Source organism: Blastomonas natatoria (genome assembly GCF_003201955.1).
GTDB classification, from domain to species: Bacteria; Pseudomonadota; Alphaproteobacteria; order Sphingomonadales; family Sphingomonadaceae; genus Blastomonas; species Blastomonas natatoria.
Genome location: NZ_QJJM01000006.1, coordinates 191,277 through 213,310 on the forward strand (window position 1 = coordinate 191,277; position 22,034 = coordinate 213,310).

The 22,034-nt window shown below is 62.9% G+C and carries 24 protein-coding genes and 1 tRNA gene; 10 read left to right on the plus strand and 15 right to left on the minus strand.

All coding sequences use genetic code 11. From position 1 onward, the window contains the following. Positions 1 to 176: 176 nt before the first annotated feature. Positions 177 to 1,043 (minus strand): N-formylglutamate amidohydrolase, encoded by an 867-nt coding sequence (locus C7451_RS09490; protein ID WP_110298791.1) that lies wholly within the window; start codon positions 1,041 to 1,043, stop codon positions 177 to 179. Between the two features lie 226 nt (positions 1,044 to 1,269). Between C7451_RS09490 and cpdR the strand changes: the two genes are divergently transcribed. From cpdR to C7451_RS09510, 4 genes are all read left to right on the plus strand, one after another. Beyond that, positions 1,270 to 1,647, plus strand: coding sequence for a cell cycle two-component system response regulator CpdR (gene cpdR, locus C7451_RS09495; RefSeq protein ID WP_110298717.1), 378 nt, complete (start codon positions 1,270 to 1,272; stop codon positions 1,645 to 1,647). A gap of 107 nt (positions 1,648 to 1,754) precedes the next feature. Beyond that, positions 1,755 to 1,829, plus strand: a tRNA-Val gene (locus C7451_RS09500). Between the two features lie 98 nt (positions 1,830 to 1,927). Continuing rightward, positions 1,928 to 2,701 (plus strand): thioesterase family protein, encoded by a 774-nt coding sequence (locus tag C7451_RS09505; protein ID WP_110298718.1) that lies wholly within the window; start codon positions 1,928 to 1,930, stop codon positions 2,699 to 2,701. A 36-nt stretch (positions 2,702 to 2,737) separates the two neighbouring features. Further along, positions 2,738 to 3,715, plus strand: coding sequence for an NAD(P)H-dependent flavin oxidoreductase (locus C7451_RS09510; protein WP_110298719.1), 978 nt, complete (start codon positions 2,738 to 2,740; stop codon positions 3,713 to 3,715). A 42-nt stretch (positions 3,716 to 3,757) separates the two neighbouring features. On the opposite strand, the gene C7451_RS09515 is transcribed toward C7451_RS09510, so the two are convergent. From C7451_RS09515 to ptsP, 7 genes are all read right to left on the minus strand, one after another. Continuing rightward, positions 3,758 to 4,135 (minus strand): hypothetical protein, encoded by a 378-nt coding sequence (locus tag C7451_RS09515; protein WP_146215335.1) that lies wholly within the window; start codon positions 4,133 to 4,135, stop codon positions 3,758 to 3,760. A gap of 60 nt (positions 4,136 to 4,195) precedes the next feature. Next, positions 4,196 to 4,585, minus strand: a complete 390-nt coding sequence (locus tag C7451_RS09520) for a hypothetical protein (RefSeq protein ID WP_146215336.1) — start codon at positions 4,583 to 4,585, stop codon at positions 4,196 to 4,198. A 44-nt stretch (positions 4,586 to 4,629) separates the two neighbouring features. Then, positions 4,630 to 6,585: an ATP-dependent zinc metalloprotease FtsH gene (ftsH, locus tag C7451_RS09525; protein ID WP_110298792.1), complete on the minus strand. Its 1,956-nt coding sequence runs from the start codon at positions 6,583 to 6,585 to the stop codon at positions 4,630 to 4,632. A 93-nt stretch (positions 6,586 to 6,678) separates the two neighbouring features. Further along, entirely contained in the window at positions 6,679 to 7,653 is a 975-nt protein-coding gene (tilS, locus tag C7451_RS09530) for a tRNA lysidine(34) synthetase TilS (protein ID WP_167398498.1), read from the minus strand. Beyond that, complete coding sequence (locus C7451_RS09535) at positions 7,637 to 8,695, minus strand: hypothetical protein (protein ID WP_244181766.1); 1,059 nt, start codon at positions 8,693 to 8,695, stop codon at positions 7,637 to 7,639. Before C7451_RS09535 ends, tilS begins: the two co-directional genes overlap by 17 nt. A 41-nt stretch (positions 8,696 to 8,736) precedes the next feature. Further along, entirely contained in the window at positions 8,737 to 9,627 is an 891-nt protein-coding gene (locus tag C7451_RS09540) for a helix-turn-helix domain-containing protein (protein ID WP_167398499.1), read from the minus strand. A gap of 165 nt (positions 9,628 to 9,792) precedes the next feature. After that, on the minus strand, positions 9,793 to 12,075 hold the full coding sequence (ptsP, locus tag C7451_RS09545) for a phosphoenolpyruvate--protein phosphotransferase (RefSeq protein WP_110298724.1): 2,283 nt from the start codon (positions 12,073 to 12,075) through the stop codon (positions 9,793 to 9,795). Positions 12,076 to 12,209: 134 nt separating this feature from the next. Here ptsP and C7451_RS09550 point away from each other — a divergent pair, with 134 nt between their 5' ends. Further along, a complete protein-coding gene (locus tag C7451_RS09550; protein ID WP_244181769.1) occupies positions 12,210 to 13,331 on the plus strand; it encodes a DUF5694 domain-containing protein in 1,122 nt (373 codons plus the stop codon). A 177-nt stretch (positions 13,332 to 13,508) separates the two neighbouring features. On the opposite strand, the gene C7451_RS09555 is transcribed toward C7451_RS09550, so the two are convergent. Then, positions 13,509 to 13,667 (minus strand): YdcH family protein, encoded by a 159-nt coding sequence (locus C7451_RS09555; protein WP_023838338.1) that lies wholly within the window; start codon positions 13,665 to 13,667, stop codon positions 13,509 to 13,511. A gap of 205 nt (positions 13,668 to 13,872) precedes the next feature. Between C7451_RS09555 and C7451_RS09560 the strand changes: the two genes are divergently transcribed. The 5 genes from C7451_RS09560 to C7451_RS20245 all read left to right on the plus strand — a co-directional run bounded on the left by C7451_RS09560 (position 13,873) and on the right by C7451_RS20245 (position 16,983). Beyond that, positions 13,873 to 14,070: a YdcH family protein gene (locus C7451_RS09560; RefSeq protein WP_066284411.1), complete on the plus strand. Its 198-nt coding sequence runs from the start codon at positions 13,873 to 13,875 to the stop codon at positions 14,068 to 14,070. A gap of 129 nt (positions 14,071 to 14,199) precedes the next feature. After that, positions 14,200 to 14,679, plus strand: a complete 480-nt coding sequence (locus tag C7451_RS09565; protein ID WP_110298725.1) for a DUF1465 family protein — start codon at positions 14,200 to 14,202, stop codon at positions 14,677 to 14,679. 101 nt (positions 14,680 to 14,780) lie between these two features. Beyond that, a complete protein-coding gene (locus C7451_RS09570; RefSeq protein ID WP_110298726.1) occupies positions 14,781 to 15,860 on the plus strand; it encodes a phosphotransferase family protein in 1,080 nt (359 codons plus the stop codon). Between the two features lie 22 nt (positions 15,861 to 15,882). Continuing rightward, the gene (locus tag C7451_RS09575; protein ID WP_244181771.1) at positions 15,883 to 16,758 is read left to right on the plus strand and encodes an Rv3169 family protein; all 876 of its coding nucleotides are present in this window, start codon (positions 15,883 to 15,885) and stop codon (positions 16,756 to 16,758) included. A 30-nt stretch (positions 16,759 to 16,788) separates the two neighbouring features. After that, the gene (locus C7451_RS20245) at positions 16,789 to 16,983 is read left to right on the plus strand and encodes a hypothetical protein (RefSeq protein ID WP_244181773.1); all 195 of its coding nucleotides are present in this window, start codon (positions 16,789 to 16,791) and stop codon (positions 16,981 to 16,983) included. A 3-nt stretch (positions 16,984 to 16,986) separates the two neighbouring features. Here C7451_RS20245 and C7451_RS20250 read toward each other — a convergent pair whose 3' ends face one another. From C7451_RS20250 to C7451_RS09615, 6 genes are all read right to left on the minus strand, one after another. Continuing rightward, positions 16,987 to 18,303 carry an RcnB family protein gene (locus tag C7451_RS20250; protein ID WP_244181775.1) on the minus strand — a complete coding sequence of 439 codons (1,317 nt, stop codon included), beginning with the start codon at positions 18,301 to 18,303 and terminating at the stop codon, positions 16,987 to 16,989. Positions 18,304 to 18,495: 192 nt separating this feature from the next. Beyond that, complete coding sequence (locus C7451_RS09590) at positions 18,496 to 18,978, minus strand: GAF domain-containing protein (protein WP_110298727.1); 483 nt, start codon at positions 18,976 to 18,978, stop codon at positions 18,496 to 18,498. Positions 18,979 to 19,002: 24 nt separating this feature from the next. Next, positions 19,003 to 19,410 (minus strand): alternative ribosome rescue aminoacyl-tRNA hydrolase ArfB, encoded by a 408-nt coding sequence (gene arfB / locus C7451_RS09595; protein ID WP_110298728.1) that lies wholly within the window; start codon positions 19,408 to 19,410, stop codon positions 19,003 to 19,005. Continuing rightward, on the minus strand, positions 19,403 to 20,095 hold the full coding sequence (locus C7451_RS09600; RefSeq protein ID WP_110298729.1) for an RluA family pseudouridine synthase: 693 nt from the start codon (positions 20,093 to 20,095) through the stop codon (positions 19,403 to 19,405). The genes arfB and C7451_RS09600 overlap by 8 nt, the downstream gene beginning before the upstream one ends. A 4-nt stretch (positions 20,096 to 20,099) precedes the next feature. Next, the gene (locus tag C7451_RS09605; protein ID WP_110298730.1) at positions 20,100 to 21,092 is read right to left on the minus strand and encodes an LLM class flavin-dependent oxidoreductase; all 993 of its coding nucleotides are present in this window, start codon (positions 21,090 to 21,092) and stop codon (positions 20,100 to 20,102) included. A 281-nt stretch (positions 21,093 to 21,373) separates the two neighbouring features. Continuing rightward, positions 21,374 to 22,018, minus strand: a complete 645-nt coding sequence (locus C7451_RS09615; protein ID WP_146215337.1) for a hypothetical protein — start codon at positions 22,016 to 22,018, stop codon at positions 21,374 to 21,376. Positions 22,019 to 22,034 lie beyond the last annotated feature (16 nt).

The window sequence follows — 22,034 nt, forward strand, 5'->3', positions numbered from 1 at the left end:
GATCCGCGAAAAATTATCAAGCTCTCCTTTCGTGTACCCCCGGTTTGCGCTCGCCTTCCGCCGGCCACACACAGCACCGCCACGCCTGTTAGACCTGCCGGGATATCCGCTCGGAAGCCACGCATGGCATCGGCACAGCAGTCCGTATTCGTACATCTGATGCCCGAAATGGGCGGTCATTCAGCGGCAATGGCAAGGCCTGGATCGCTGCGCAGCAGATCGTCGGACAAGGCTTCGATGAGTTCCACCAGCGCAGAGCGGACATGGGGCAGGCCCGCCCCCGGGTTTCTCAGGCCGGCATCGAGATAAAGGCTCCGATCGACCTCCACCTGCAGCGCATGAATGCCGCGCGATGGTCGTCCATGGCGATCGAGAACATATCCCCCCGCATAGGGATGGTTGAGCGCCACCTCGAAGCCCAGGCGCGTCATGGTGCGCATCGCAAGATCGCACAACGATCCGCTGGCCGACCGCCCGAAGCGATCGCCCAGCACGATTCCCGGCGGCACAGCTGCGCCTTCGGGTCGCAAAGGCGGCATCGAGTGGAGATCGATCAGCAATGCGCAACCGAAACGCGCTTTCAGTGCATGCAGAGCCTGATTCAAGGCGCGATGATAGGGATCATGAAACCCCGAAATGCGCGCTGCTATGGTGGACTGCCGAAAGGGCCGCCGCCACAGATCGCCATGATCAGCAAGGCGGCGCGGCACCAGGCCCAGCCCACCGCGAACCTTGGCGCTGGGCTGGGCAAAGGCCGTGCGCGGCGCATCGGCGATCATCTGCGGATCCACCTCGCTCGGCGCGCGATTGAGGTCGATCCAGGCGCGCGCAGCGTGCGCCACAAGAACAGGAGCGCCGAGAGCAGCCGGATCGGGCAACAGCATGTCGGCATGGCGATCTTCCAAGCGCTCGAGCACTTCGGGGGCGACACGCAGATTCTGCAGGATTTCGTCGGGATAATCGCGCCCCGCATGGGGCACCGCGATCAGCACCGGCAGCCGCGCACTGTCCAACCCCTCCAGGCTGAAAAGTCGCGATGGCATCGCTGCATCGATGGGCACGCCGTCCATGCACGACGACATGCGCCAAAGCGTAGTCCGTGTCAAAGCCGCAGGCTGTTGGCAGCCCTAAGGCACAGCAGTGTTTACCATCCTGCCTGCTGCTGTCCTGCTTCGGGGCAGCCACACAACAAGGTGAGGGAGATGCTGGAAAATCTTAACCGCCTCCGGCATACAAGCCGCTCAAGGTATCCGTTGGAGGGTTTGAGCGATGTTGCGGATTTTGCTGGCGGAAGATGACGCGGCCATGCGCACCTATTTGCAGCGAGCCCTTGAAAAGGCGGATTACACGGTAACCTCGGTGGATCGGGGCACTGCCGCCCTGCCCCTGCTCCAGGAAGAACATTTCGATCTGCTGCTGACCGATATCGTCATGCCCGAAATGGACGGGATCGAGCTTGCCCAGCATTGCGGCCGCATCTCGCCCAACACCAAGGTCATGTTCATCACCGGATTCGCGGCGGTTACGCTGAAGGCGGAGCAGGCCGCGCCGAGCGCGCGGGTCCTGTCCAAGCCGTTCCACCTCAAGGATCTGGTACTGGAGGTCGATCGCGTGTTCTCGCGTGGCACCTTCGCTCAGAGTCTTTGAGGCAATAATCGGCGAGTGGCTTCATTTACCGCTTGCACGACCGCCAAGCTCTTTGTAATGGACCGCCCTTGCCGCGGCGCACAGCACCGGCAGCAAGGCTAAAGCGTGGGCGTATAGCTCAGTGGTAGAGCACTGTGTTGACATCGCAGGGGTCGGAAGTTCAATCCTTCCTACGCCCACCAGCCTTCCCCTCTTCTGACATCGCGCGATCCGTAGCGGCAGCCGATTATCCGCAAATTTCCGGTGGATTCATGCCAGATTCTCTGGTCTTAATCGCGCGATGAATCTCGCTCAGACCCTCGCTTCGTTCGTCCGTGCCGACAATGGCTGGACCGTTCCCGTCGCCCCGTGCTGGATGCAGGGTCGTACCTGCTATGGCGGCCTGTCCTCCGCGCTCGCGCATCATGCCGCGCGGTTGACCGTGCCCGATGCACCGCCGCTGCGCTCTGCCCAGGTTGCGTTTGTGGGCCCGCTGGCGGGCGAACTGACGATCTCTACCGACCTTTTGCGCCGCGGGCGCAACACCGCCTTTGTCGAAGTGAAGATTCGCAGCGCCGAAGGCCTTGGCTTCATCGGCACCTTCATCTTCATGAGCAAGCGCGAGAGCAAGATCGCATTCGAAGGGGTGCATCGGCCCGATATCGCGCCGCCGCCAACCGATGACATGACACGCAGCGGCCCTCCGGAGTTCTTCACCTCGCAGATGGAATATCCCGACAAGCGACTCGCATTGGGCATGAACACGCCGAAACTGGCCAACTGGCACCGCTTGACCGAGCGCGACGGACTTGACCCGATGACCGAATTGCTGGCGATCGGCGACGGCTTGCCGCCATCGGCCATGGGGCTGATGGATATTGCAGGACCCGTGAGCAGCATGAACTGGCAGGTCAACCTGTTGACCGATGCGCCGGAAACCGAGAACGGCTGGTGGCTGCTCGAATCGGTGACACACCATGCCCACCATGGCGCCGCCAGCCAGTACATGACCGTTTGGAACAGCAGACTGGAACCGGTGATGACCGCCATGCAGAGCGTCGCCCTGTTCGTCTGACCTTCAAAGCACAATCGCAAGACAGGAGAGAGCCTCGTGAAGACCCGTATCACCGAGCTTTTCGGCATCGAACACCCGATCATCCAGGGCGGCATGCATTATGTCGGCTTTGCCGAGCTGGCTGCTGCCGTTTCCAACGCCGGGGGCCTCGGCATCATCACCGGGCTGACGCAGAAAACGCCTGAGGACCTCGATGCCGAGATCAAGAAGTGCAAGGCACTGACCGACAAGCCGTTCGGCGTAAACCTGACCTTCCTGCCGGTGCTCACCGCGCCCGATTATCCGGGCTATGTGCGCGTGATCATCGAAAACGGCGTGAAGGCGGTTGAGACCGCCGGCAACAATCCGCAATCGGTACTGCCCTATCTCAAGGATGCGGGCATCAAGGTCATCCACAAGTGCACCAGCGTGCGCCATGCGCTGAAAGCCCAGGCGATTGGCTGTGATGCAGTGTCCGTCGACGGTTTCGAATGCGGCGGCCATCCGGGCGAGGATGACGTGCCCAACATGATCCTGCTGCCCCGCGCCGCCGACGAACTCGACATTCCGTTCGTCGCCTCGGGCGGTCAGGCCGATGCGCGCTCGCTGGTCGCCTCGCTGGCGATGGGCGCGGACGGCATCAACATGGGCACCCGCTTCATCGCCACCAAGGAAGCCCCGGTGCACGAACATGTGAAGCAGGCGATCGTCGCGGCGTCCGAGCTCGACACCCGGCTCGTCATGCGACCACTGCGCAACACCGAACGTGTGCTGACCAACGAGGCGGTCGAGAAGCTTCTGGTGATCGAGAAGGAAAAGGGCAAGGACCTGCAGTTCACCGACATCATCGAGCAGGTCGCGGGCGTCTATCCGCGCATCATGATGGAAGGCGACATGGATGCCGGCGCGTGGAGCTGCGGCATGGTCGCCGGGCTCATCCACGACATCCCGACGTGCAAGGAACTGATCGACCGCATCATGTCCGAAGCCGAGCAGATCATCCGCGGGCGGCTGGAAGGCTTTCTCGCTGCCTGAAACCGTCGGCCCTCCCGCCGCAACAGCGGGAGGGCCAACAGCTCATTTGCAGGGGAATTTCTTCTTCATCAGGTCATAGACCGCCACTCGGAACGGCTTTTTCTGCGCCGCAGGCGGAAGGCTGGTGAGATATACGCGCAATTCCTCGCCCGTCATCTTGGGCTTGTCGCTGACCGGCGGGCAGCTGTGCATCTTGCCGCCCGCCTTTTTCTGCCGCGTGATATCGGCGACATACATCTCGCGAACCCGCTCCGATTCAGAGCGCAGTGCGCGCACATCGCTGGACAGCAAGGCGGCCGGCCCCATGCTCTCGGCCTTTTTCATTCCCGCCAGAAACTCTCCAACCGTCATTTCCGATGACGCGCCTGTCAGCAAGACTGCAGCCAGTGCGATGGCTGCTGTCTGTATTCCCCGCTTCATTTCATCCTCCATGCACACTTGAGCGATGGCTAGGCATCCGAACATGAACGCCCAATGAGCCTATTTCTGCTTAGCTTCGCAGGGATAGCGCAGCGTCATGACCAGCGCAAAGGCCGTGGTCACGGGCATGTCCCGATTGGGCTCGGGAAAGGCACGGAAATCATCGATCAGGTTTGCCAGCGATAGCTGCGCCCGGCCCGGTGGCGGCGGGCATCCTGCAGGATGATCGCCCCTCGCTGCGCTTTCGGCCAGTGCCGCACGATAGGCCATGGCCGCATCCTGCACGGCAACACGCATGACTTCAGCCTGAGATGAGCCTGCACCCTGCTCGCCCATCGCGGCGAGCGCGTCAGCCGCAACAAGAAACTCTCGTACAGTCTCGGGCGGAACAATGGTGGACCCCGATTGCACAGACGGCGCTGACGCCTGAAGCGCCAACGCCGTCATCATGCTTCCAATTCCGTTCACGAACCCGACCGGGGAAAGTCGATTGGTCAGGCGCCCTGCGGCTTCGGATCGTGGAACGGACCCTTGCGCTTGCCCGCGCGCGGGATCACCGCTCCAATGCCTGGAGCGACATCGGGCTTGATCTTGCTGCCATCGGGACGATCGAGCTTGCCGCTGTCGAGAAGTTCCTTGATCTCGTCACCGCTCAGCGTCTCGTATTCGAGCAGGGCCTGCGCCAGGGTGTGGAGCTGGTCGACATGGTCGCTCAACACCTGCTTGGCCCGATCATAGCCCTGATCGACGACCTTGCGGATTTCCGCGTCGATCTTGCGGGCAGTCTCGTCCGACATCATCAGGCGCTGGCTCTGGCCGTAGCCGAGATAGCCCTCCGACTGCTCCTCGTACTGGAGCGGGCCGAGTTGATCCGACATGCCCCATTTGGTGACCATGTCGCGCGCCAGCTTGGTTGCGTACTGAATGTCGCCGCTCGCGCCCGAGGAAACCTTGTCATAGCCGAAGATCACTTCCTCGGCGACGCGGCCACCCATAGAGACGGCAAGATTGGCGTACATCTTGTCGCGATGATAGCTGTACACGTCGCGTTCGGGCAGACGCATGACCATGCCGAGTGCGCGACCGCGCGGAATGATCGTCGCCTTGTGGATCGGATCGGATGCAGGCTCGTGCACCGCAACGATCGCGTGGCCTGCCTCATGATAGGCAGTCATGCGCTTCTCGTCCTCGGTCATCACCATCGACTTGCGCTCGGCGCCCATCATGACCTTGTCCTTGGCAGCCTCGAACTCGCTCATTGCAACCAGGCGCTTGCCCCGGCGCGCAGCGAGCAGCGCTGCCTCGTTGACGAGGTTGGCCAGGTCCGCACCCGAGAAACCGGGCGTGCCGCGGGCGATGACGCGTGCGTTGACGTCGGGCGCCAGCGGCACCTTCTTCATGTGCACCTGCAGGATCTTCTCGCGGCCCTCGATGTCGGGCACCGGCACCACGACCTGGCGATCGAAACGGCCAGGACGCAGCAGCGCGGGGTCGAGCACATCAGGACGGTTGGTCGCCGCGATGATGATGATGCCCTCATTGGCCTCGAAACCGTCCATCTCGACGAGCAACTGGTTCAGCGTCTGCTCACGCTCGTCGTTCGAATTGCCGAGGCCCGAGCCGCGATGACGACCCACGGCATCGATTTCGTCGATGAACACGATGCAGGGCGCGTTCTTCTTGGCCTGTTCGAACATGTCGCGCACGCGGCTCGCGCCGACGCCGACGAACATCTCGACAAAGTCCGAACCCGAAATGGTGAAGAAGGGCACGCCCGCCTCACCCGCAATCGCGCGGGCGAGCAGCGTCTTGCCGGTGCCTGGCGAGCCGACCAGCAGCGCGCCCTTGGGAATCTGTCCACCAAGCCGTGCAAACTTGCTGGGATCGCGCAGGAATTCAACGATTTCCTGCAATTCCTCGCGCGCCTCGTCGATACCGGCAACATCGGCAAACGTCACCTTGCCAGCCTTTTCAGTGAGCAACTTGGCCTTGGACTTGCCAAAGCCCATGGCGCCACTCGCCCCGCCGCCCTTCTGCACCTGACGCAGGACGAAGAACGCGATGGCAATAATCAGGATGAACGGCAGCGACTGGAACAGGATCGCGACCAGCAGGCTGGGCTGTTCGATTGCCTTGCCGCTGTAATCCACACCCTTTTCTTCCAGCAGCGGGATCAGCGTGGGGTCGTTCTCTACGCGCACAGCGGAGAAGGACTCGTCGTTGACATAGGTGCCGGTCACACGGTCCGACGAGATCACGACATTCTTGACCTGACCATCGGCCACGCGATCACGGAATGTCGAATAGCTGATCGAGCTGCCGCGATCGGCGGAGCCGCGCGTGTCGATGAGCGATACGACCACGAGCAGCCCGATGATGACACCTGCCCAGATGAGCATGTTCTTCATCCAGCCGTTCTGGTTCGAACCGGGATCCTGATCGTCGTTCATCACAAAGCCTTTGCAGCCATAAACCATGATCAAGATAGGCTACTAATCCTGAATGACAATATAATCCGCCTGCGCTTTGTCGGCTGGGATCGATTATTCCGGCGCAATTGCCGAAAATGACCCGCCGCGCGGCGGGGCCGGTCGAAAGACCCAACCCTGCCCTGCCCCGTCTGGGCGGCACAGGACGTTGCCAATCATCGCCTGTTCGCCCGCCAGCAATTGCGCCAGCAACCGATCAAGCGCGGGCCCCCGGACCGCAATCTCGGGTTCGACCTGCTGCAAGGCCGCAACCACCAGACGGCGAAGCAGCCCTGGCGGGTAATCCATCACGGTCAGACGAACGCCATCAGGTTCCGGCACCAGTGCAAGCGCAGCTTCGCGCGCTGCCGCCCAGTCCAGCGCTTCGGCCGCCTCTGCCAGAGCCGATGCCGATCGCGCAGCCATCAGCGGGTCGACCGCATCAAAGCTCGCCAGAGCCTGACGCATCCGAACCCGGTCGAAATCATTACTGGTATTGCTGGGATCCGTAGCGAACGGGATTGCCTGTGCTGCGCAATATTGCACCAGCTCGGCCTTGCGAAAGCCGAGCATGGGCCGGATTACGCGCCCGTTTCGGGCTCGAACGGCCGAGAGTCCGTCGACCCCTGCCCCCCGGGCCAGACGCATCATGATCGTTTCGAGCTGGTCATCGGCATGATGGGCGGTGACGACATGGTCAGCCCCCAAGCAATCGGCATGGGCGTGAAGCAGCGCGTAGCGGACCGATCGTGCGGCTGCCTGGAGACTGCCTGAAATCGGCTCGTGCGGTTGCAGGATTGCATGCGCGATACCCCGCGCTGCGCAAAAATCAGCCACCATGTGCGCTTCGTCCGCACTTCCTGTACGAAGACCGTGATCCACGGTGGCTGCCAGCACCGGACCTTGCCAGCCATGAACCACCAGATCGAGCATTGCCATGCTGTCGGGTCCGCCAGACACCGCGAGCAACAGGCTGGCCTGAGGTCCGACGGTCAGACGGGCAAGCGCCTGGCCGATGCGTTTCAGCTTGGCGTCATTTGCATCCGGCATTGCGCCGCCCGGTCGCCAATCGATCCGACAGACGGCCCGCTGCGACATCGGGATAAACCTCGGCCAGCTCGGTAAAGGCGACGCAGGCCTTGGGCTTTTCGTTGAGCTTGATCAGCGATTCACCAAGGAAATACAGGCTTTCAGGAGCGCGATCGCCCTTGGGCTCCTTCTCGTAATTCTCGGCAAACATCTTCGCAGCTGCGCTTGGCTTGCCGTCGTCCAGATAAGCGCGACCAAGCAGGTTGCGTGTATAGCTCGAACGCTTGTGCCTGGGATGCTTTTCAAGCGCGAAGCGCAGCTGCGCCTGTGCCTCGGGATAGAATTTGGCCTCCCAGAGGCGATAGCCGTAGAGATAGGCGTCCTCGCCCGCATCGGCACTCTGTGGCTTCTCGATCTTCGAGACCGCTGCAACCCGCTCGGCGCTCGGCGCAGCCGATGCAGCGGCGGCGGCCCCCGGCGTTGCAGGCCTTGGCGTCGAAGCGCCCGCGCCTGGCGCTGCAGCGCCGGTTCCAGCAGGCGCGGCGGCAGCAGCCGCTGCGGCAGCCTTGGCCTGCTCTTCCATCTGCAGAAGCCGCTTTTCCAGCTGACCAATCTTGAAGCCGTTTTCTTCGGTTTGCGCCGTCAGCCGCGTGATCTGGGTTTCCAGCGTGTCGACCCGCTGCAATATATCAGTGAGCGGCGCAGAGGCGCTGACGCCCGTCGGAGCAGGTGCGGAAGCAGGTGCGCTGATTTCAGGTTCGAAGAAGCGATCCGACGCCCCCGGAAAGACCTTGCGCTGCACTGCCCGCATCTCGGATTCGAGCTTCTTGACACGCGGCTCCAGCGATGTCGCCTGCGCGGCGGCCGGACTTGCCGAAGCGATCAGCGCCGCCATCATGGTGCTTCCAAGCATCTGCGCGGCCAGGCTCATCCGGCTGGACAGTACGAAAAATGGGCGGACGGTCGTCATGTCGGGCTCCAGCTCGGAAAAATGGGATGCGGCAAAACCTATAGTGGTCGCGCGGATTTCGTCAAAGCCGCGCAACGGGATTTTGAATGTCATGACGTCAATGAACGGCGATTGACTGCGCGAAACCGGACCAATCAACCCGATATACGGGCGCTATCGTCCGCTTGCGATGCGGTTTCGGGCGATGCTGCCGGCCGCGCCATCAGTGCCGCAGCGGTAACAGGTACGTCCTTGACTGCAACTTCGGCTGTGCCCAGCGGCGCAACGGTTCGCCCGCCGACCGTGATCTCGAACGCATCGGGTCGCCCGGTCCAGACTTGGGGATCGACAGCGTCGGCAGGCACGACATACTGCTCGCCAAGAGCCATCTGCTTCTGCATCAGCTGCTTGCCCTCGCCATCGTAAAACTTGATCCAGATGTTGTCCTCTGTCGCAGTAAACACGACCTCGGCCCCGGGATCGATGGCAGGCGCAGTTGCAACCTTGGCCCCCGCGTCGGTTTTACGCGGCGCTGCCTCGCTGGCCGAGGCGGCATCGGCAGCCTGCGCGAGCTCCTCGACATTGGCCGCTGGAAACAGATAGCTGCGCCAGACGCCAAATCCTGCGAGCAGGATGACGGCACCGGTAACGGCGGCAAGCAGAGCGAGCCTGGCGGAAGGGACCTTGCTCGGCTCGTCGAGATCGAATTGCGTAACCTCCCGCGTCGAGGCTGCCGATGCGCCGCCAAGCGCTTCTCGGATCTGCTGGGCAATGTCATCTTCGGGCAGTTCCACAGCGCGCGCATAGGCCTTGCCGAAGCCGATCGCGTAGGTCCGCCCGGGCAAGGTTTCGAACTTGCCGGCTTCCATGGCCTCCAGATGGCGCATCGGAATACGCGTGCGAGAGGCTATGTCCTGCAGCGTGAGACCGTGCCGGTGCCGCGCTGCCGCGAGGCGCTCTCCGACATGCGCGGGAGGGAAAAGATCACCGGTCGTATCACCATCATCGGATGGTGGCGCGGCTGCGTTATCTGCGGTTTCGGACACGTATGCGCTCCCGATCCGGGTTGGCCCGGTTATCTCGTGGTCCATCTGTCCGGAGAACCATGAACCGATTTACAAGTCAACGCAATTGGCGGTTTGTTAACCAATTGCGCGCCGAGGGCATGACCATTTTTTCGGCCTCGACATGGCAGCCAGACGCCAGAAGGTTCACCCCAGCTCGACGCCCTGGTCCATGGCCCAATCCTGCAGCGTTTCGCGCATGTTGGCGGGCGGATGAGCGAGCATCTCCTCCATCCGGCTGCTCGCTGCCTTCAGGTCGATCGACCGGACCATCGCCTTGATCGGTCCGACTGCGGCCGGGGTGATCGACAGGCGCCTGATCCCCACCGCCAGCAACGCCAGAGCCTCAAGCTGACGCCCCCCCATTTCTCCGCACACCGTCAGGTCGATATCATAGGGCTCCACCGACTTCACCACCCTGCGGATGAAGCGGAGGATGGCAGGCGAGATCCAGTCGTAACGCTGCGCCAGCTTGGGATGTGCGCGATCAGCCGCGAGCAGGAATTGGGTCAGGTCATTGGTGCCGATCGACAGGAAATCGATCTTCGGCCCCAGCAGATCGAGTGTCTCGGCCAGCGCCGGAACTTCCAGCATCGCGCCATAGCGGATACGGTCGGGCAGGATCTTCTTGCGCCCCTTGAGAAAGTTCAACTGATCCTCGAACACCTGCCGCGCCGCATCGAACTCCCAGGGTTCGGCGATCATCGGAAACATGACATTGAGCGTCTTGCCAGCCGCCGCCTCGATCAGCGCACGCGCCTGCACCTTCAGCAGACCGTCGCGCTCCAGCGCCACACGGACTGCGCGCCAGCCCATGGCGGGGTTCTCCTCGCCCGGGCCATCCTCGCGCAGATAGGGCAAGGACTTGTCGCCGCCGATATCGACGGTCCGGAACACCACCGGCTTCTCGCCTGCAGCATCCAGGACGTCCCGATAGAGCCTGAGCTGGCGTTCGCGCTGGGGCAAGGTGGCCGACACCAGAAACTGGAATTCGGTGCGGAACAGCCCCACCCCGTCGGCGCCGGTCACCGCCAGATGCGCGATGTCGTCGCGCAGCCCCGCATTGATCAGGACATCGATCCGCGTCCCATCCTTCGTTCGCGGCTCGACATCGCGCAGCGCCGCATAGGCGGCCTGCTTCTCGCGACTGCGCACGAACTTGGCCTCGAACGCCTCGATCACCTGCGGCGCGGGCCGGATGAGCACCGAATTCTCGTTGGTGTCGATTAGCAGATGATCGTCCTGCCGCACCTGGTGCAGGATATTGCGCATCCGGCCCATGACCGGAATGCCCATGGCGCGCGCCACGATGGTCACGTGCGCGGTAAGCGAGCCTTCTTCCAGGATCACGCCCTTGAGCCTGCGCCGGTCATATTCGAGCAGTTCCGCCGGCCCCAGATTGCGCGCGATCAGGATCGTATCCTGCCTGAGCCCCATTTGCGCCGCAGTGCCGATCTGCCCGGAGACAATGCGCAGAAGCCGGTTGGAGAGGTCCTCCAGATCGTGCATGCGGTCAGCCAGCAGCGGATCGTCAATCTGCCGCATCCGCATGCGCGTGCGCTGCTGCACGCGCTCGATCGCGGCCTCGGCGGTGAGGCCGCTGTCGATCGCCTCGTTGATCCGCCGCGACCAGCCCTCGTCATAGGCGAACATCTTGTAGGTCTCGAGCACTTCGTCATGCTCGCCGCCGGTGCCGAATTCGGCCTGGCTGGCCATCTTGTCGATCTGCTCGCGCATCTTGATGAAGGCAGAATAGACGCGCTGGCGCTCGGCCTCGACATCCTCGGCGACGACATGCTCGATGGTGATCCGCGGCTGATGGAACACCGCCTTGCCACTGGCGAGGCCGGCAACGAGCGGGAAACCGATTTCCCGCTGCGAATGGGTCAGTTCGGCGCCGCCGTCCGATGCACCCTGCGCATCGACCAGTCCGGCATTGGCGATCAGTTCGGACAGCACCATCGCCACCGTCTGCATCGCCTCGATCTCGACCTCGAGATAGCGGCGCGGTTCGACATGCTGGATGCACAGCACGCCCACCGCGCGCTCCATCCGCACGATCGGCACTCCGGCAAAGCTGTGGAACTTTTCCTCGCCGGTTTCTGGCCGATATTGAAAGTCCGGATGCGCGGTCGCCTCGGCCAGGTTCAGCGTCTCGACATTCTTGGCGATCGTGCCGGTCAGCCCCTGCCCCAACGCCAGTTTGGTCACGTGCACGGCTTCCTGGTTCAGGCCGCGCGTCGCAAACAGTTCCAGCACGCCTTCGCGCAGAAGATAGATCGAGCACACCTCGCTGTTCAGCGAATCCCCGATGATATCCACCACCTGATTGAGCTTGGCCTGGGCATTGGTTCGCGCAGCCATGACATCGTGCAGGCGGGTGAGGATATTGCGGGCAGCGAGTGTTGCGTTGATCTGAGCCTGAGACATGGCCCGGGTCCTAGCACGGCCATGGCCGGTGCGCCATCCGGCCTTCCATCCGATTTGGGTCCAAACCGCGCGCTGGACAGCCCAAATCGAGCAGCGTATCAATACAGTAATACACCAAGTCATTGCGAGGCATTATGGCATCAGGACCCGGCACCCCGTCGTATCGCACCATGGCGTTCGGAATGATCGGCCTTTGCCTCATGCTGCAGCCGCCGCTCGCAATCGCGCAGGATTATACTCCCTCATTCCGTCCGGCAGAACTGAAAGGCCCCTATCGCGGCGAGCCCAACGAGGTGATGGTGCTCGGAACGCCCCACCTTTCAGGCCTGCCCGACAGCTTCACGCCCGCATCGCTCGAACCGCTGCTCGACAGGCTGGCAGCGTGGAAGCCGACCGCGATCGCAACCGAGGATCTTTCGGGGCTGCAATGCGACAGTCTGCGGCGATACCCGGCTCGCTATGCCGAGACAGTGGAAACCTATTGCCCTGACCCGGGCAAGGCAGGCGCGGCGACCGGACTTTCCGTTCCAGCGGCCAATGCTGAAGCAGAGCGGCAGCTCGCAAACTGGCCGGACGCCCCCGACCCGGCACAACGCCGCAGATTGGCAGCGGTTTTCCTCGCGGCAGGCGAGCCGGGATCAGCGCTCGTGCAATGGCTGAGGCTGCCGGTCGATCAGCGCAAGGCTGGCGATGGCCTGACGGACGAGCTGGTCGCGATCCTCGAAAAGGCCCGCACCCGGCGCAACGAGACCGATCTGATCGCAGCAGTGCTGGCCGCCAGGCTGGGACTGGAGCGCCTGTTCAGCGTCGACGATCATTCTGCCGACACGCCAGAACCGTCGGACCCCGAAGAGCGCAAGGCCAACGGGGAAGCGATCATGGCAGCGTGGGACAATCCTGCCACGCAAGCGCGCAGGGCGCAGAGCGAGCAACTCAACGCGAGACTGGCCGAGACGGATGGCCTGCTTGACCTTTACCGCGCCTATAACGCGCCAGAGGCTGCCATGCTCACCTATCGATCCGATTTCGGCGCCGCATTTGCAGACCCCTCTCCCCAGGGCTTTGGCCGACAGTATCTGGGTTATTGGGAGACGCGCAATCTGCGCATGGTCGCGAACATCCGCGACGTACTTGGCCGCTATCCCGGCACGCGGATGCTGACCATCGTCGGAGCGTCACACAAGGGCTATTATGAAGCCTATCTTCACCAGCTGCATGACGTGAAGCTGATCAGTACCGATATCGTCCTGCGCTGAACGCATCACGCCAGGCCCGTCCATGCAGGCTCCGTTGCATTGCGGAAGCCTGGGTATCCGCCGAGGGCGCCCGACGCGCGCTCTGCCCCCGGCCTTTCGATCGGCCTTGCAGGCGCGCCGGGCGTTTTGCGGACGTCAGGCCCCCCGGCCGGCGCCCGCTAGAACTCGATCAGCCTGTCAATGAAGGCTGATTTCCTCCTTGATGCGCAATTTCTGTTTCTTGAGCTTGGCGATCAGCGCCGTATCCGGCGCGGGTCGGCGTTCTTCGTCGTGGATCATCCGTTCGATACCAGCATGCTTGGCCTTGAGGGCTTCGGTATGGCTGTCGTTCAGCATGTATGTCTCCTTCGACTCGTTGCCTTCTCATCGTGGGGAGATAATCTAAACATAAAATTTCCGGCCTGTCCGGTTTGATATGCACAGGTCGGCTTGCAATGCGGCGAAACATTCCATAACCGCGATAACCGGCAGGCCTCGTGCCTGGGCTATGGCGATTCCGCGCCGCAAGACGGCCGGGCTATGGTGGGGAAAGGGCGCGCACGTGACAGAGGAAGAAGTCCGGCAGAAGCTGGCCTCGCTCCGCATAGAGCATCGCGATCTCGACCATGCCATTGTGGCACTGAGCAATGGCGGCACCCCCGACATGCTGCAACTGGCGCGCCTCAAGAAACGCAAGCTGATGCTGCGTGACCAGATAGCGATTCTGGAAGACTATCTCATTCCCGACATCATCGCCTGATCCAGTCGCAGACAATCCCCGTTCATGCCAGGCTGGCAGGGTGTTCCGAGTTGACACAAACAGACTTGCTGCCCGCTTAACCATAGGTTTACGCTGTGCAGGACGCCGGGTCTTTGGCAAATGTAAAACATGGAAAGCGTACAGTCCCCTTTCACCGCCAAGCTGGTCGAGTCGCTCTATGTCGAGGCCATGGTCCTGGCTGACGAAGCGCGGTCCTATTTCGAACTGACCCCGCAGCAGCAGGGCCTGTCGCTTGAGGATGACATTCGCATCGACATGTCCTGCGAGTCCCTGCGGGTGACGACACGGCTGATGCATTCGATCGCCTGGCTGCTGAATCAGAAGGCTTTTTTTGCAGGCGAGCTTTCAGAACACCAGTTGCGCAGCCGCAGCCGTTCGCTCGGCAAATGCAGCACCAGCGACCCCTTTGTCGTGGCTCGCCTGCCGGGAGAGGCCCAGCGTCTGGTGCATGAGACCCAGCATCTGCTCGACCGACTGGTCCGGCTGGAAAGGTCGCTGGAAGCGGACCGGCTGGGGTTTGCCGAAATTCAGGCCATGCACCCGATGGTCCACCAGATGCAGGCACGCCTCGCCAGCGAACTCGCCTGAAGCGCCGCAGCCCTGCCCAATTGACCGATTGCAATTCCCCCCTGCTTGTTTAATCGTACGGTTAAACAAGCGCCGGACACACGCCGGCGAAAGGGAGAGCGATGCACCCATTTCCGACCCGTGCGGAGGATATCGGCCGCGACTGGTTGCAGATCCAGCTCGGTGCAGCCGGCGTTCTGGACGGGGCACAGATCCTCTCGACCGAAATCACGCCCATAGGAACTGGCCAGGTGGGGGATACGGTCAGGATCGCTCTGACCTATGACGGCCCTGCCCGGCATGCCCCCGCCTCGATCGCGGCGAAGCTGCCCTCGCGCGATGCAACCAGCCGCGCCACGGCGGCGCATTTCAGGCTCTATCTGCGCGAGGTGAACTTCTATGCGCGCGTCGCGCCGCTGATCCCGATGCGCGTGCCCAAGGTCTATACCGCACTGATCGACGAGGCGGGCTGCGATTTTATCCTGCTGTTCGAGGATCTGGGACCGGCGCGCGCCGGCAACCAGCTTAATTCCTGTACATTGGCCGAGGCGGAAGAGGCGATCCGGCAAGCAGCCCTGCTGCACGCCTCGACCGAGGGGCTTCCAGTTCTGGACGAGGATTGGCTGCTCCCGGATCCGGCTGCGCGCGACTGGATCATACAGGCCTATCCTGGTGCCCAGGCGATCTTTCGCGAGCGCTATGCCGGGCAGATAGAGCCCGAATATCTGGACATCTGCGAGCAGCTTTCAGAGCATTGCAGTGCGTGGTTTCATTTCATCCCTTCCACTCGCTGCCTGACCCATGGTGATTACCGGCTGGACAACATGCTGTTCTGCATCCGCGCTGGCGCAGAGCCGATCGCTGTCGTCGACTGGCAGACCTGTGTCAGCGGCGCTGGCACGACCGACCTCGGCTATTTTCTGGGTACCGGCATCGGCACCGAACTGCGTCGGGGCCACGAATCTGCGCTTATCGATCTGTACTGTGCCGAAATGACCCGGCTCGGCGCGCCGCGCGACCGCAACACCATCTGGGATGAGTACAGGATCGGCGCCCTGTCAGGGCTTTCGACCGCCGTGTTCAGCGCGGCCTTTGTCGAGCGGACCGAACGCGGCGATGCCAATTTCCTGTCGATGGCGCGGGGCGCCTGCAGCCTGGCGCTCGATCATGACAGCATCGGAGCCTTGCTCCGGCGCGCCTAGAAAATCATTTGGAGACAACAGCATGCTGACCAAAGGTGATGACTACCCTCTGCACCAGACGGCTGAACCGGTCGCCTATGCTGGCACGGATCGCAATTTCTACGACCGCTATTTCTTCAATGGCTACAATCCCGACGGCAGCGGCTTTTTCGCTCTTGCCTTTGGCGTCTATCCGCATCTCGACATTGCAGATGCAAGCTTCTCCTGCATTCGCAACGGTATACAGCACAATCTTCATGCGTCTCGAGAGCTTGGTATGGAACGCATGGACCTGCATGTCGGCCCGATCCGGATCGAGATTGTCGAACCGCTGCAGACAGTCCGCATCCGGATCGACGGAGAAGGCTTGGCAGCGGACCTGACCTTTACCGGGCGCGCCTTCCCCATAGAGGAGCCGCGCTTCACGTTTCGCAACGGCCCGCGAACGTTCATGGACTATACCCGCATGACCCAGAACGGCCATTACAGGGGCTGGATAGAGGTGGATGGCGAGCGGACCGAGCTTGCGTGCGGGTGCGCGGGAACCCGCGATCGCAGCTGGGGCGTGCGTCCGATTGGTGCTGCTGATGCCCAACCGCATTCCGCCAGCCGTCAGCCCAGCTTTTTCTGGCAATGGACCCCGGTCAACCTCGAGCGCCGCAGCCTCTTCTTCCATGTCAATGCGCATCGCAGCGGCAAGCCGTGGAATACCCGCGCGGCCACTGCCCCCGATGGGGCAGGCCATGACGGGTTTTACGAAACGCCTTGCGCTGCCATGAAGACGCGCCACTGCGCGGGCACCCGCTGGCCCGATGGCGGAACGCTGGTCATCGACACCGACGATGGGCCGCTCGAAATTCATTTCGATCCCATCCAGCGCTTCCAGATGCGCGGTCTCGGCTATACCTGCCCCCGCTAGGGCCATGGCCTCAACCATGGCGCGCTGGCCGTGGAGCGCGAGGATTTCGACCTTGCCGCACTCGACCCGCTTGCGCCCGACATGAGCAATCTGCACGTCCAGGTTCTCTGCCGGGTGCATAGCAGCGCGGGAGAAACAGGCCTGGGTACGTTCGAGCAGCTCGTGCTGGGGCCCTATGATCCCTGGGGGCTAGCCGGCTATATCGACACGCCGACCAGCAGCTGAGCCTCAGTTGCGATAGGCACGTACATTCTTGCTGCGGTGGAGCACCGTGCCCGCCTGGTCGGTGACGACGACGGTCTCATTGCAGTTGCAGCTGCCCGGCGTGATGGTGATCGTGGTGACGATCGGCGGCGGATAATAATAGTAATAGCCAGGCGGCGGCGGTGGATAGCCACCCGGCTGCCCGGGCGCTGCACCCTGCTGCGCAAGCAGCCGCTTGCAGCGCTCGCGATCTTCGGCCTTGTCGATGACCATGCCCGCAAGCGCGCCCACGCCAGCACCGATCAGCGTCCCGCCGGTGCGATTGCCGCGGCCTGCAATGCGATTGCCGGCCAGTCCCCCTGCTGCAGCGCCTATGGCGGCGCCGCCGAGCCCGCTGTCACGACGGCATGCCTCCAGAAACGCGGGATCGTAATCGGCGCCGTACGCGGGCGGGAAAGGTGCTGCAGGCGCATAGGCCGGGCCAGCGACCGGTGGAGCGGGGAAGCTTGCGCCAGCGCCAGACGCATTTTCCGCCGCCAGCAGGCGCTTGCACCGCTCCCGGTCCTCGGCCTTGTCGATCACCATCCCGGCCAAAGCACCGATACCAGCGCCGATCAGCGTGCCCCCGGTGCGGTTGCCGCGACCGGCAATGCGATTGCCGGCAAGCCCGCCCGCAGCCGCACCGATGGCTGCGCCACCCAGGCCGGAATCGCGACGGCATGCCTCCAGAAATGCCCGGTCATCCATCTGCGAATAGCTCTGCGGCGGAGCGCTGGTGTCGTAATCAACCCCGGGAGCATTCGGAGGCGTCGCCACCCAATGCGTGCCTTGCACGACCTCATCGTTGCCAAGCAGCAGGCTGTCGTCATAATTATAGGGGTCATAATCGGGCGAATAGCTCTGCTGCGCGGCGGCAGCAGGGCCCGATTGCGCCACTTCCCAGTTGACGCCCTGAACGCTGTCATAGACGCGCCCGCTGCGGTCGGTCAGCACGGCATCGTCATAATAACGGGACCAGCCGAAGCCCTGGGCCGGGCGCGGCAGGCCATAGCCGCGCCAGTTGCTGATGTAATAGGTCGGGGCAATCCAGACCCTTGGCAGAATGAAGCCACGAAACGGACGAACATAAGCCGGTGCGCCCAGCGGAAAGCGCGCGCCGAAACCCGAACGCATCACGGTGCCGCCATTGAGCGCGCTGGTCGTGCGGAGTTGCAGCCATGCGGGCGCGCCACGTTGCAGCGGCGAGTCGGCAGCCTGGGCGGGCACGGTTGCCCCCGCCATAGCCAGAACACCAGCAGCCATGGCGGCAAGGCGCATGGAAGCAAAAGCGCGGCTCTTCATGGTTAACTCCCCTTTTGACAAAGCTAGGCGGCCTGAAGGCCAAAGCGCAAACTGGCGCCCAGCCGTCCGGTTTTCTTAAGCCTTTGTTAGCATTTGCAGGCGGGGCGCACCATCGCGCGGATGTAAAACGCGCGCAGCGCTCAATGTCTGTTTCAATATGGGTCAGGCCTGGGCGCCAAGGTAAACGCCGGGTTAAATCCGCCCGGCAAGACTTTGCGCGAGCCGCTCGATCCCTGCCCGGTCCTCGTCATCGAATCGCGCCAAGGTGGGGCTATCGAGATCGATGACATGGGTGACCTTGCCGTCATGGAGCACCGGAACGACGAGCTCCGACTGGCTCGCCGCGTCGCAGGCGATATGCCCCGGAAAGGCGTGCACATCGCTCACCAGCTGCGTCTCGCCGCTTGCGGCGGCCGTTCCGCATACGCCGCTGCCGAGCGCGATGCGAATACACGCAGGCTTGCCGACAAATGGCCCCAGTACCAGTTCGCCGTCCACCATCCGGTAGAAGCCGGACCAGTTGAGATCAGGCAGAAACTGCCAGATCAGCGCCGCCACATTGGCCATATTGGCAACGGCATCGCTTTCATCCGCTACCAGGGCCATCGCGGCCGAATGCAAATCGTCATAAAGCTGCGCCTTCGGGGCGTTGGTATCAATATCAAATGCGTACATGACTTTAGGTCCACTATGTCAGATTCAGTCGAGGCTAACCCTGCCCCTGTTCTTCTTGATGGCTGAGCGATTTTTCTTGCCTGCCAACCGCTCGGTCTTGCCCACCCTGTTCACGCGCGACTTGGCGCGCACGGCAGGCAGGTCATAGGCTTCTGTCAGCAGCCCCACCAATCGTTCTCGCGCTTCGCGGCGATTGGCTTCCTGCGTCCGGTGGCTGCGCGACTGGATGACCAGTTCGCCGTCCTGGTTGATCCGACTGCCCGCGAGCGCACGCAAGCGGCTGTACACCAGCGGCGGCAGACCGAGCGCAAAGATGTTGACATGCAACTGCACGGCCGTCGCAACCTTGTTGACATTCTGCCCGCCAGGGCCAGAAGCGGTAATGAACCGTTCTGAAACAATGGCATGATCCGGAATCTGAAGATCAGGCATCAATAGGCTCGGGCATCGAGAAGCCCCGTTGCAGGAACCGGGTCGGCATCGGCGCGGAGGCTATTATCGCCGGCTTTCCGTCGCGCGGAACGGTAAGGTTTGCGGCATGCAGCATCAGGCCGGAAGAGTCGGCGCATCCGTAGACGGGGTCCCCGACAAGGGCATGGCCCAGGCCGTGCAGTGCATGCACGCGGATCTGGTGGGTCCTGCCCGTTTCCGGACGGAACTCGATCAGGCTCAGGCCCCCGGCAACCCCCAGGCAGCGCCAGTGCGTGACGGCACGCTTGCCGAATGCGTCGGAGACGATCCGCCACCCGTCGGCCGCGCTGCTGATCTTGGCGAGGGGGAGTTCGATCGTCCCTGCCTGCTGCTCCATCACCGCATCGATGATTCCCCAATAGACTTTTTCGACCACGCCCTGCTCGAACGCAGCACCGAAACGCTTCAGCGCCTTCGCGTTGCGGGCCAGCAGCAGACAGCCAGACGTGTCCTGATCGAGCCGATGGGCCGGCTGTGGCGGCCGCTGAAAACCGAAGCGAAGCGCGCCGAGATGGTCTTCCAGGCTGGCGCCACCCCGCCGGGGGCGGCTCACCGGCAAGCCTGCCGGCTTGTCGATGACGAGCGCCTCGCCATCGATGAAAGGTAAGGCCTGTTCGGCGCAAAAATGCGGTATCGGTGATGCCATGACGTCAGGCAGCCTCGGCCATGGTCATGCTGTTCGCGAACAGTTCGATCGCGCGCAGGCGATCATGCTGGTGATAGGCGTTGCAGGATATCATGACCTCGTCGGCACCAAAGGCCTGTGCCAGCGCCAGCACCTTTTCGCGCACGGCATCGGGAGTACCGAAGGCAGCAATCCGCGCCTGCGCACCGATGATCATCGCCTCCCGCTCGGTAAACCCGATATCGCGGCTGGCCTCCGGTGAAATCGCCGGCTGCGCGCTTCCACCGAGCAGGCGCGCAATGTTGAGGAAATAGTTCTTGCGCAGAAGTTCCGCACGCTCGGGGTCATCACAGGCAAAAGCCGTTGTCGCGAGCATCACATAAGGCTCTGCCAGCTGCGCGCTCGGCACGAAATGGCGACGATACAGGTCGGTCAGACCGGGATCCGCCTGCGGGTTGATGAACAGGGCCAGAGCATAAGGCAGGCCAAGTGCGCCCGCCAGCATGGCACTATCGGGGCTGGTGCCCAGGATCCAGACGGGCACGTCGCCCGATGGTTCAGGGCTCAGTCGGGGATCGGTGAGGCTCCCTTCCATATAGCCCACGAGCTCAGCAACCTGCTGGGGGAATTCCCGGAACGATGGTGGATGAGGAGCCGACAGCGCGGCGGCAACACGCATCTCTCCTCCTGGAGCCCGTCCGACGCCCAGATCGATACGACCGGGATAGAGATTGCTCAGCACCGCGAACTGTTCGGCGACCTTATAGGCACTGTAATGCGGCAGCATGACGCCGCCCGAGCCGAGCCGGATGTGCCGGGTATGCGCCCCGATCGCGGCGATCAGGATTTCCGGCGCGCTGCCGCACAGAAAACGGCTGGCATGATGCTCCGAAACCCAGAGGCGGTGATAGCCCAGCCGGTCAGCCAGGCGCGCAGCCTCCATGGTTCCAGCCAGCGCATCGGCGGCGGAAACGTCTGCGAAGCGGACCGATTGGTCGAGAAGCGAAAAACGGATCATCGCTTCAAAGAATAGGGCTTTTGGGGCGGCTCACAAGCCCATGGCGTCACCCGCTCCCATTTTGCCGGTCAGCCTATTGTGGCTTGACGTCCTCTCTCTGAATTCCGGAGCGGCCAGAATCGTAGGACACACCAGGAGCCGATCGCTCCATTCGCTGAGGTCTTTCGGCTCGCGGAGGGCGCTGAGCGCCAGGCTGAGACTGACGCATCTCCGGCCGGAGACCGCCCTCGCCCCTGCCCTGGCGGTTACCACCGGCCCGGCCCTCGCCTCGGACCCGGCCCTCACCGCGCTGCTGCCAGTTGCGCTGCGGATCGGCAGGCTGACCCAGCTGTTGCTGCTGGCGCTGCTGCCAGCGTTCGAGCCGGCGCTGGCGATCTTCGGGGGTCAGCCCCCTCACCCGTTCGCGCTCGCGCTCGCCGGGTACGCGGAAATTCCTGTCCCGCCTCCTGACGCTCGCGCCGCCAGTCCCTGCGATCGTCCAGCGTTTCGCGCCGGTTGCCGCGCCATTCGCGCCGGTCATTGCGGAGGTCACGGCGATCGGCCCTGCGCTGCTGCTGGAATTCCCAGCGACGCTGCGCCCAGTACCGGCGATAGCGATCATCCATGGCAAAGCGCCGACCGCCCGGGCGATCGTACAGCCACAGCCCATAGCCGGGGTAATAGAAATTGTTCCAATAGCCTCCGCCAAAGCCCAGCTGGCCAAATCCATAGCCATAATCACAGCCATACCAGCTGTCCCATGTCGAAAATCCGTCGCAATAGGGATCGAAGCCACCTGCAAAGCCATTGCCGACGCCAACAGATACGCCGCCATAACCGCCGTAATCGCCATAAGCACAGGCAGATAGCGATACCGCCCCCACGGCAATGGCTGCGATCCTCAGCGCGCTGGTGCGCATGGTGTGGAGATAAGAAACAGGGTTCAACGCTCAGTCCCCATGT

Coding starts and splice junctions, on each gene's coding strand:
- C7451_RS20250 (WP_244181775.1), bottom strand. CDS start 18,303: ATGAAGAGCCGCGCTTTTGCTTCCATGCGCCTTGCCGCCATGGCTGCT.
- C7451_RS09600 (WP_110298729.1), bottom strand. CDS start 20,095: ATGGCATCACCGATACCGCATTTTTGCGCCGAACAGGCCTTACCTTTC.
- C7451_RS09520 (WP_146215336.1), bottom strand. CDS start 4,585: ATGATGACGGCGTTGGCGCTTCAGGCGTCAGCGCCGTCTGTGCAATCG.
- C7451_RS09570 (WP_110298726.1), top strand. CDS start 14,781: ATGCACCCATTTCCGACCCGTGCGGAGGATATCGGCCGCGACTGGTTG.
- C7451_RS09555 (WP_023838338.1), bottom strand. CDS start 13,667: ATGCTGAACGACAGCCATACCGAAGCCCTCAAGGCCAAGCATGCTGGT.
- C7451_RS09550 (WP_244181769.1), top strand. CDS start 12,210: ATGGCATCAGGACCCGGCACCCCGTCGTATCGCACCATGGCGTTCGGA.
- C7451_RS09605 (WP_110298730.1), bottom strand. CDS start 21,092: ATGATCCGTTTTTCGCTTCTCGACCAATCGGTCCGCTTCGCAGACGTT.
- arfB (WP_110298728.1), bottom strand. CDS start 19,410: ATGCCTGATCTTCAGATTCCGGATCATGCCATTGTTTCAGAACGGTTC.
- tilS (WP_167398498.1), bottom strand. CDS start 7,653: ATGCCGGATGCAAATGACGCCAAGCTGAAACGCATCGGCCAGGCGCTT.
- C7451_RS09505 (WP_110298718.1), top strand. CDS start 1,928: ATGAATCTCGCTCAGACCCTCGCTTCGTTCGTCCGTGCCGACAATGGC.
- cpdR (WP_110298717.1), top strand. CDS start 1,270: ATGTTGCGGATTTTGCTGGCGGAAGATGACGCGGCCATGCGCACCTAT.
- C7451_RS09515 (WP_146215335.1), bottom strand. CDS start 4,135: ATGAAGCGGGGAATACAGACAGCAGCCATCGCACTGGCTGCAGTCTTG.
- C7451_RS09565 (WP_110298725.1), top strand. CDS start 14,200: ATGGAAAGCGTACAGTCCCCTTTCACCGCCAAGCTGGTCGAGTCGCTC.
- ftsH (WP_110298792.1), bottom strand. CDS start 6,585: ATGAACGACGATCAGGATCCCGGTTCGAACCAGAACGGCTGGATGAAG.
- C7451_RS09490 (WP_110298791.1), bottom strand. CDS start 1,043: ATGCCATCGCGACTTTTCAGCCTGGAGGGGTTGGACAGTGCGCGGCTG.
- C7451_RS09535 (WP_244181766.1), bottom strand. CDS start 8,695: ATGACATTCAAAATCCCGTTGCGCGGCTTTGACGAAATCCGCGCGACC.
- C7451_RS09575 (WP_244181771.1), top strand. CDS start 15,883: ATGCTGACCAAAGGTGATGACTACCCTCTGCACCAGACGGCTGAACCG.
- C7451_RS09590 (WP_110298727.1), bottom strand. CDS start 18,978: ATGTACGCATTTGATATTGATACCAACGCCCCGAAGGCGCAGCTTTAT.
- ptsP (WP_110298724.1), bottom strand. CDS start 12,075: ATGTCTCAGGCTCAGATCAACGCAACACTCGCTGCCCGCAATATCCTC.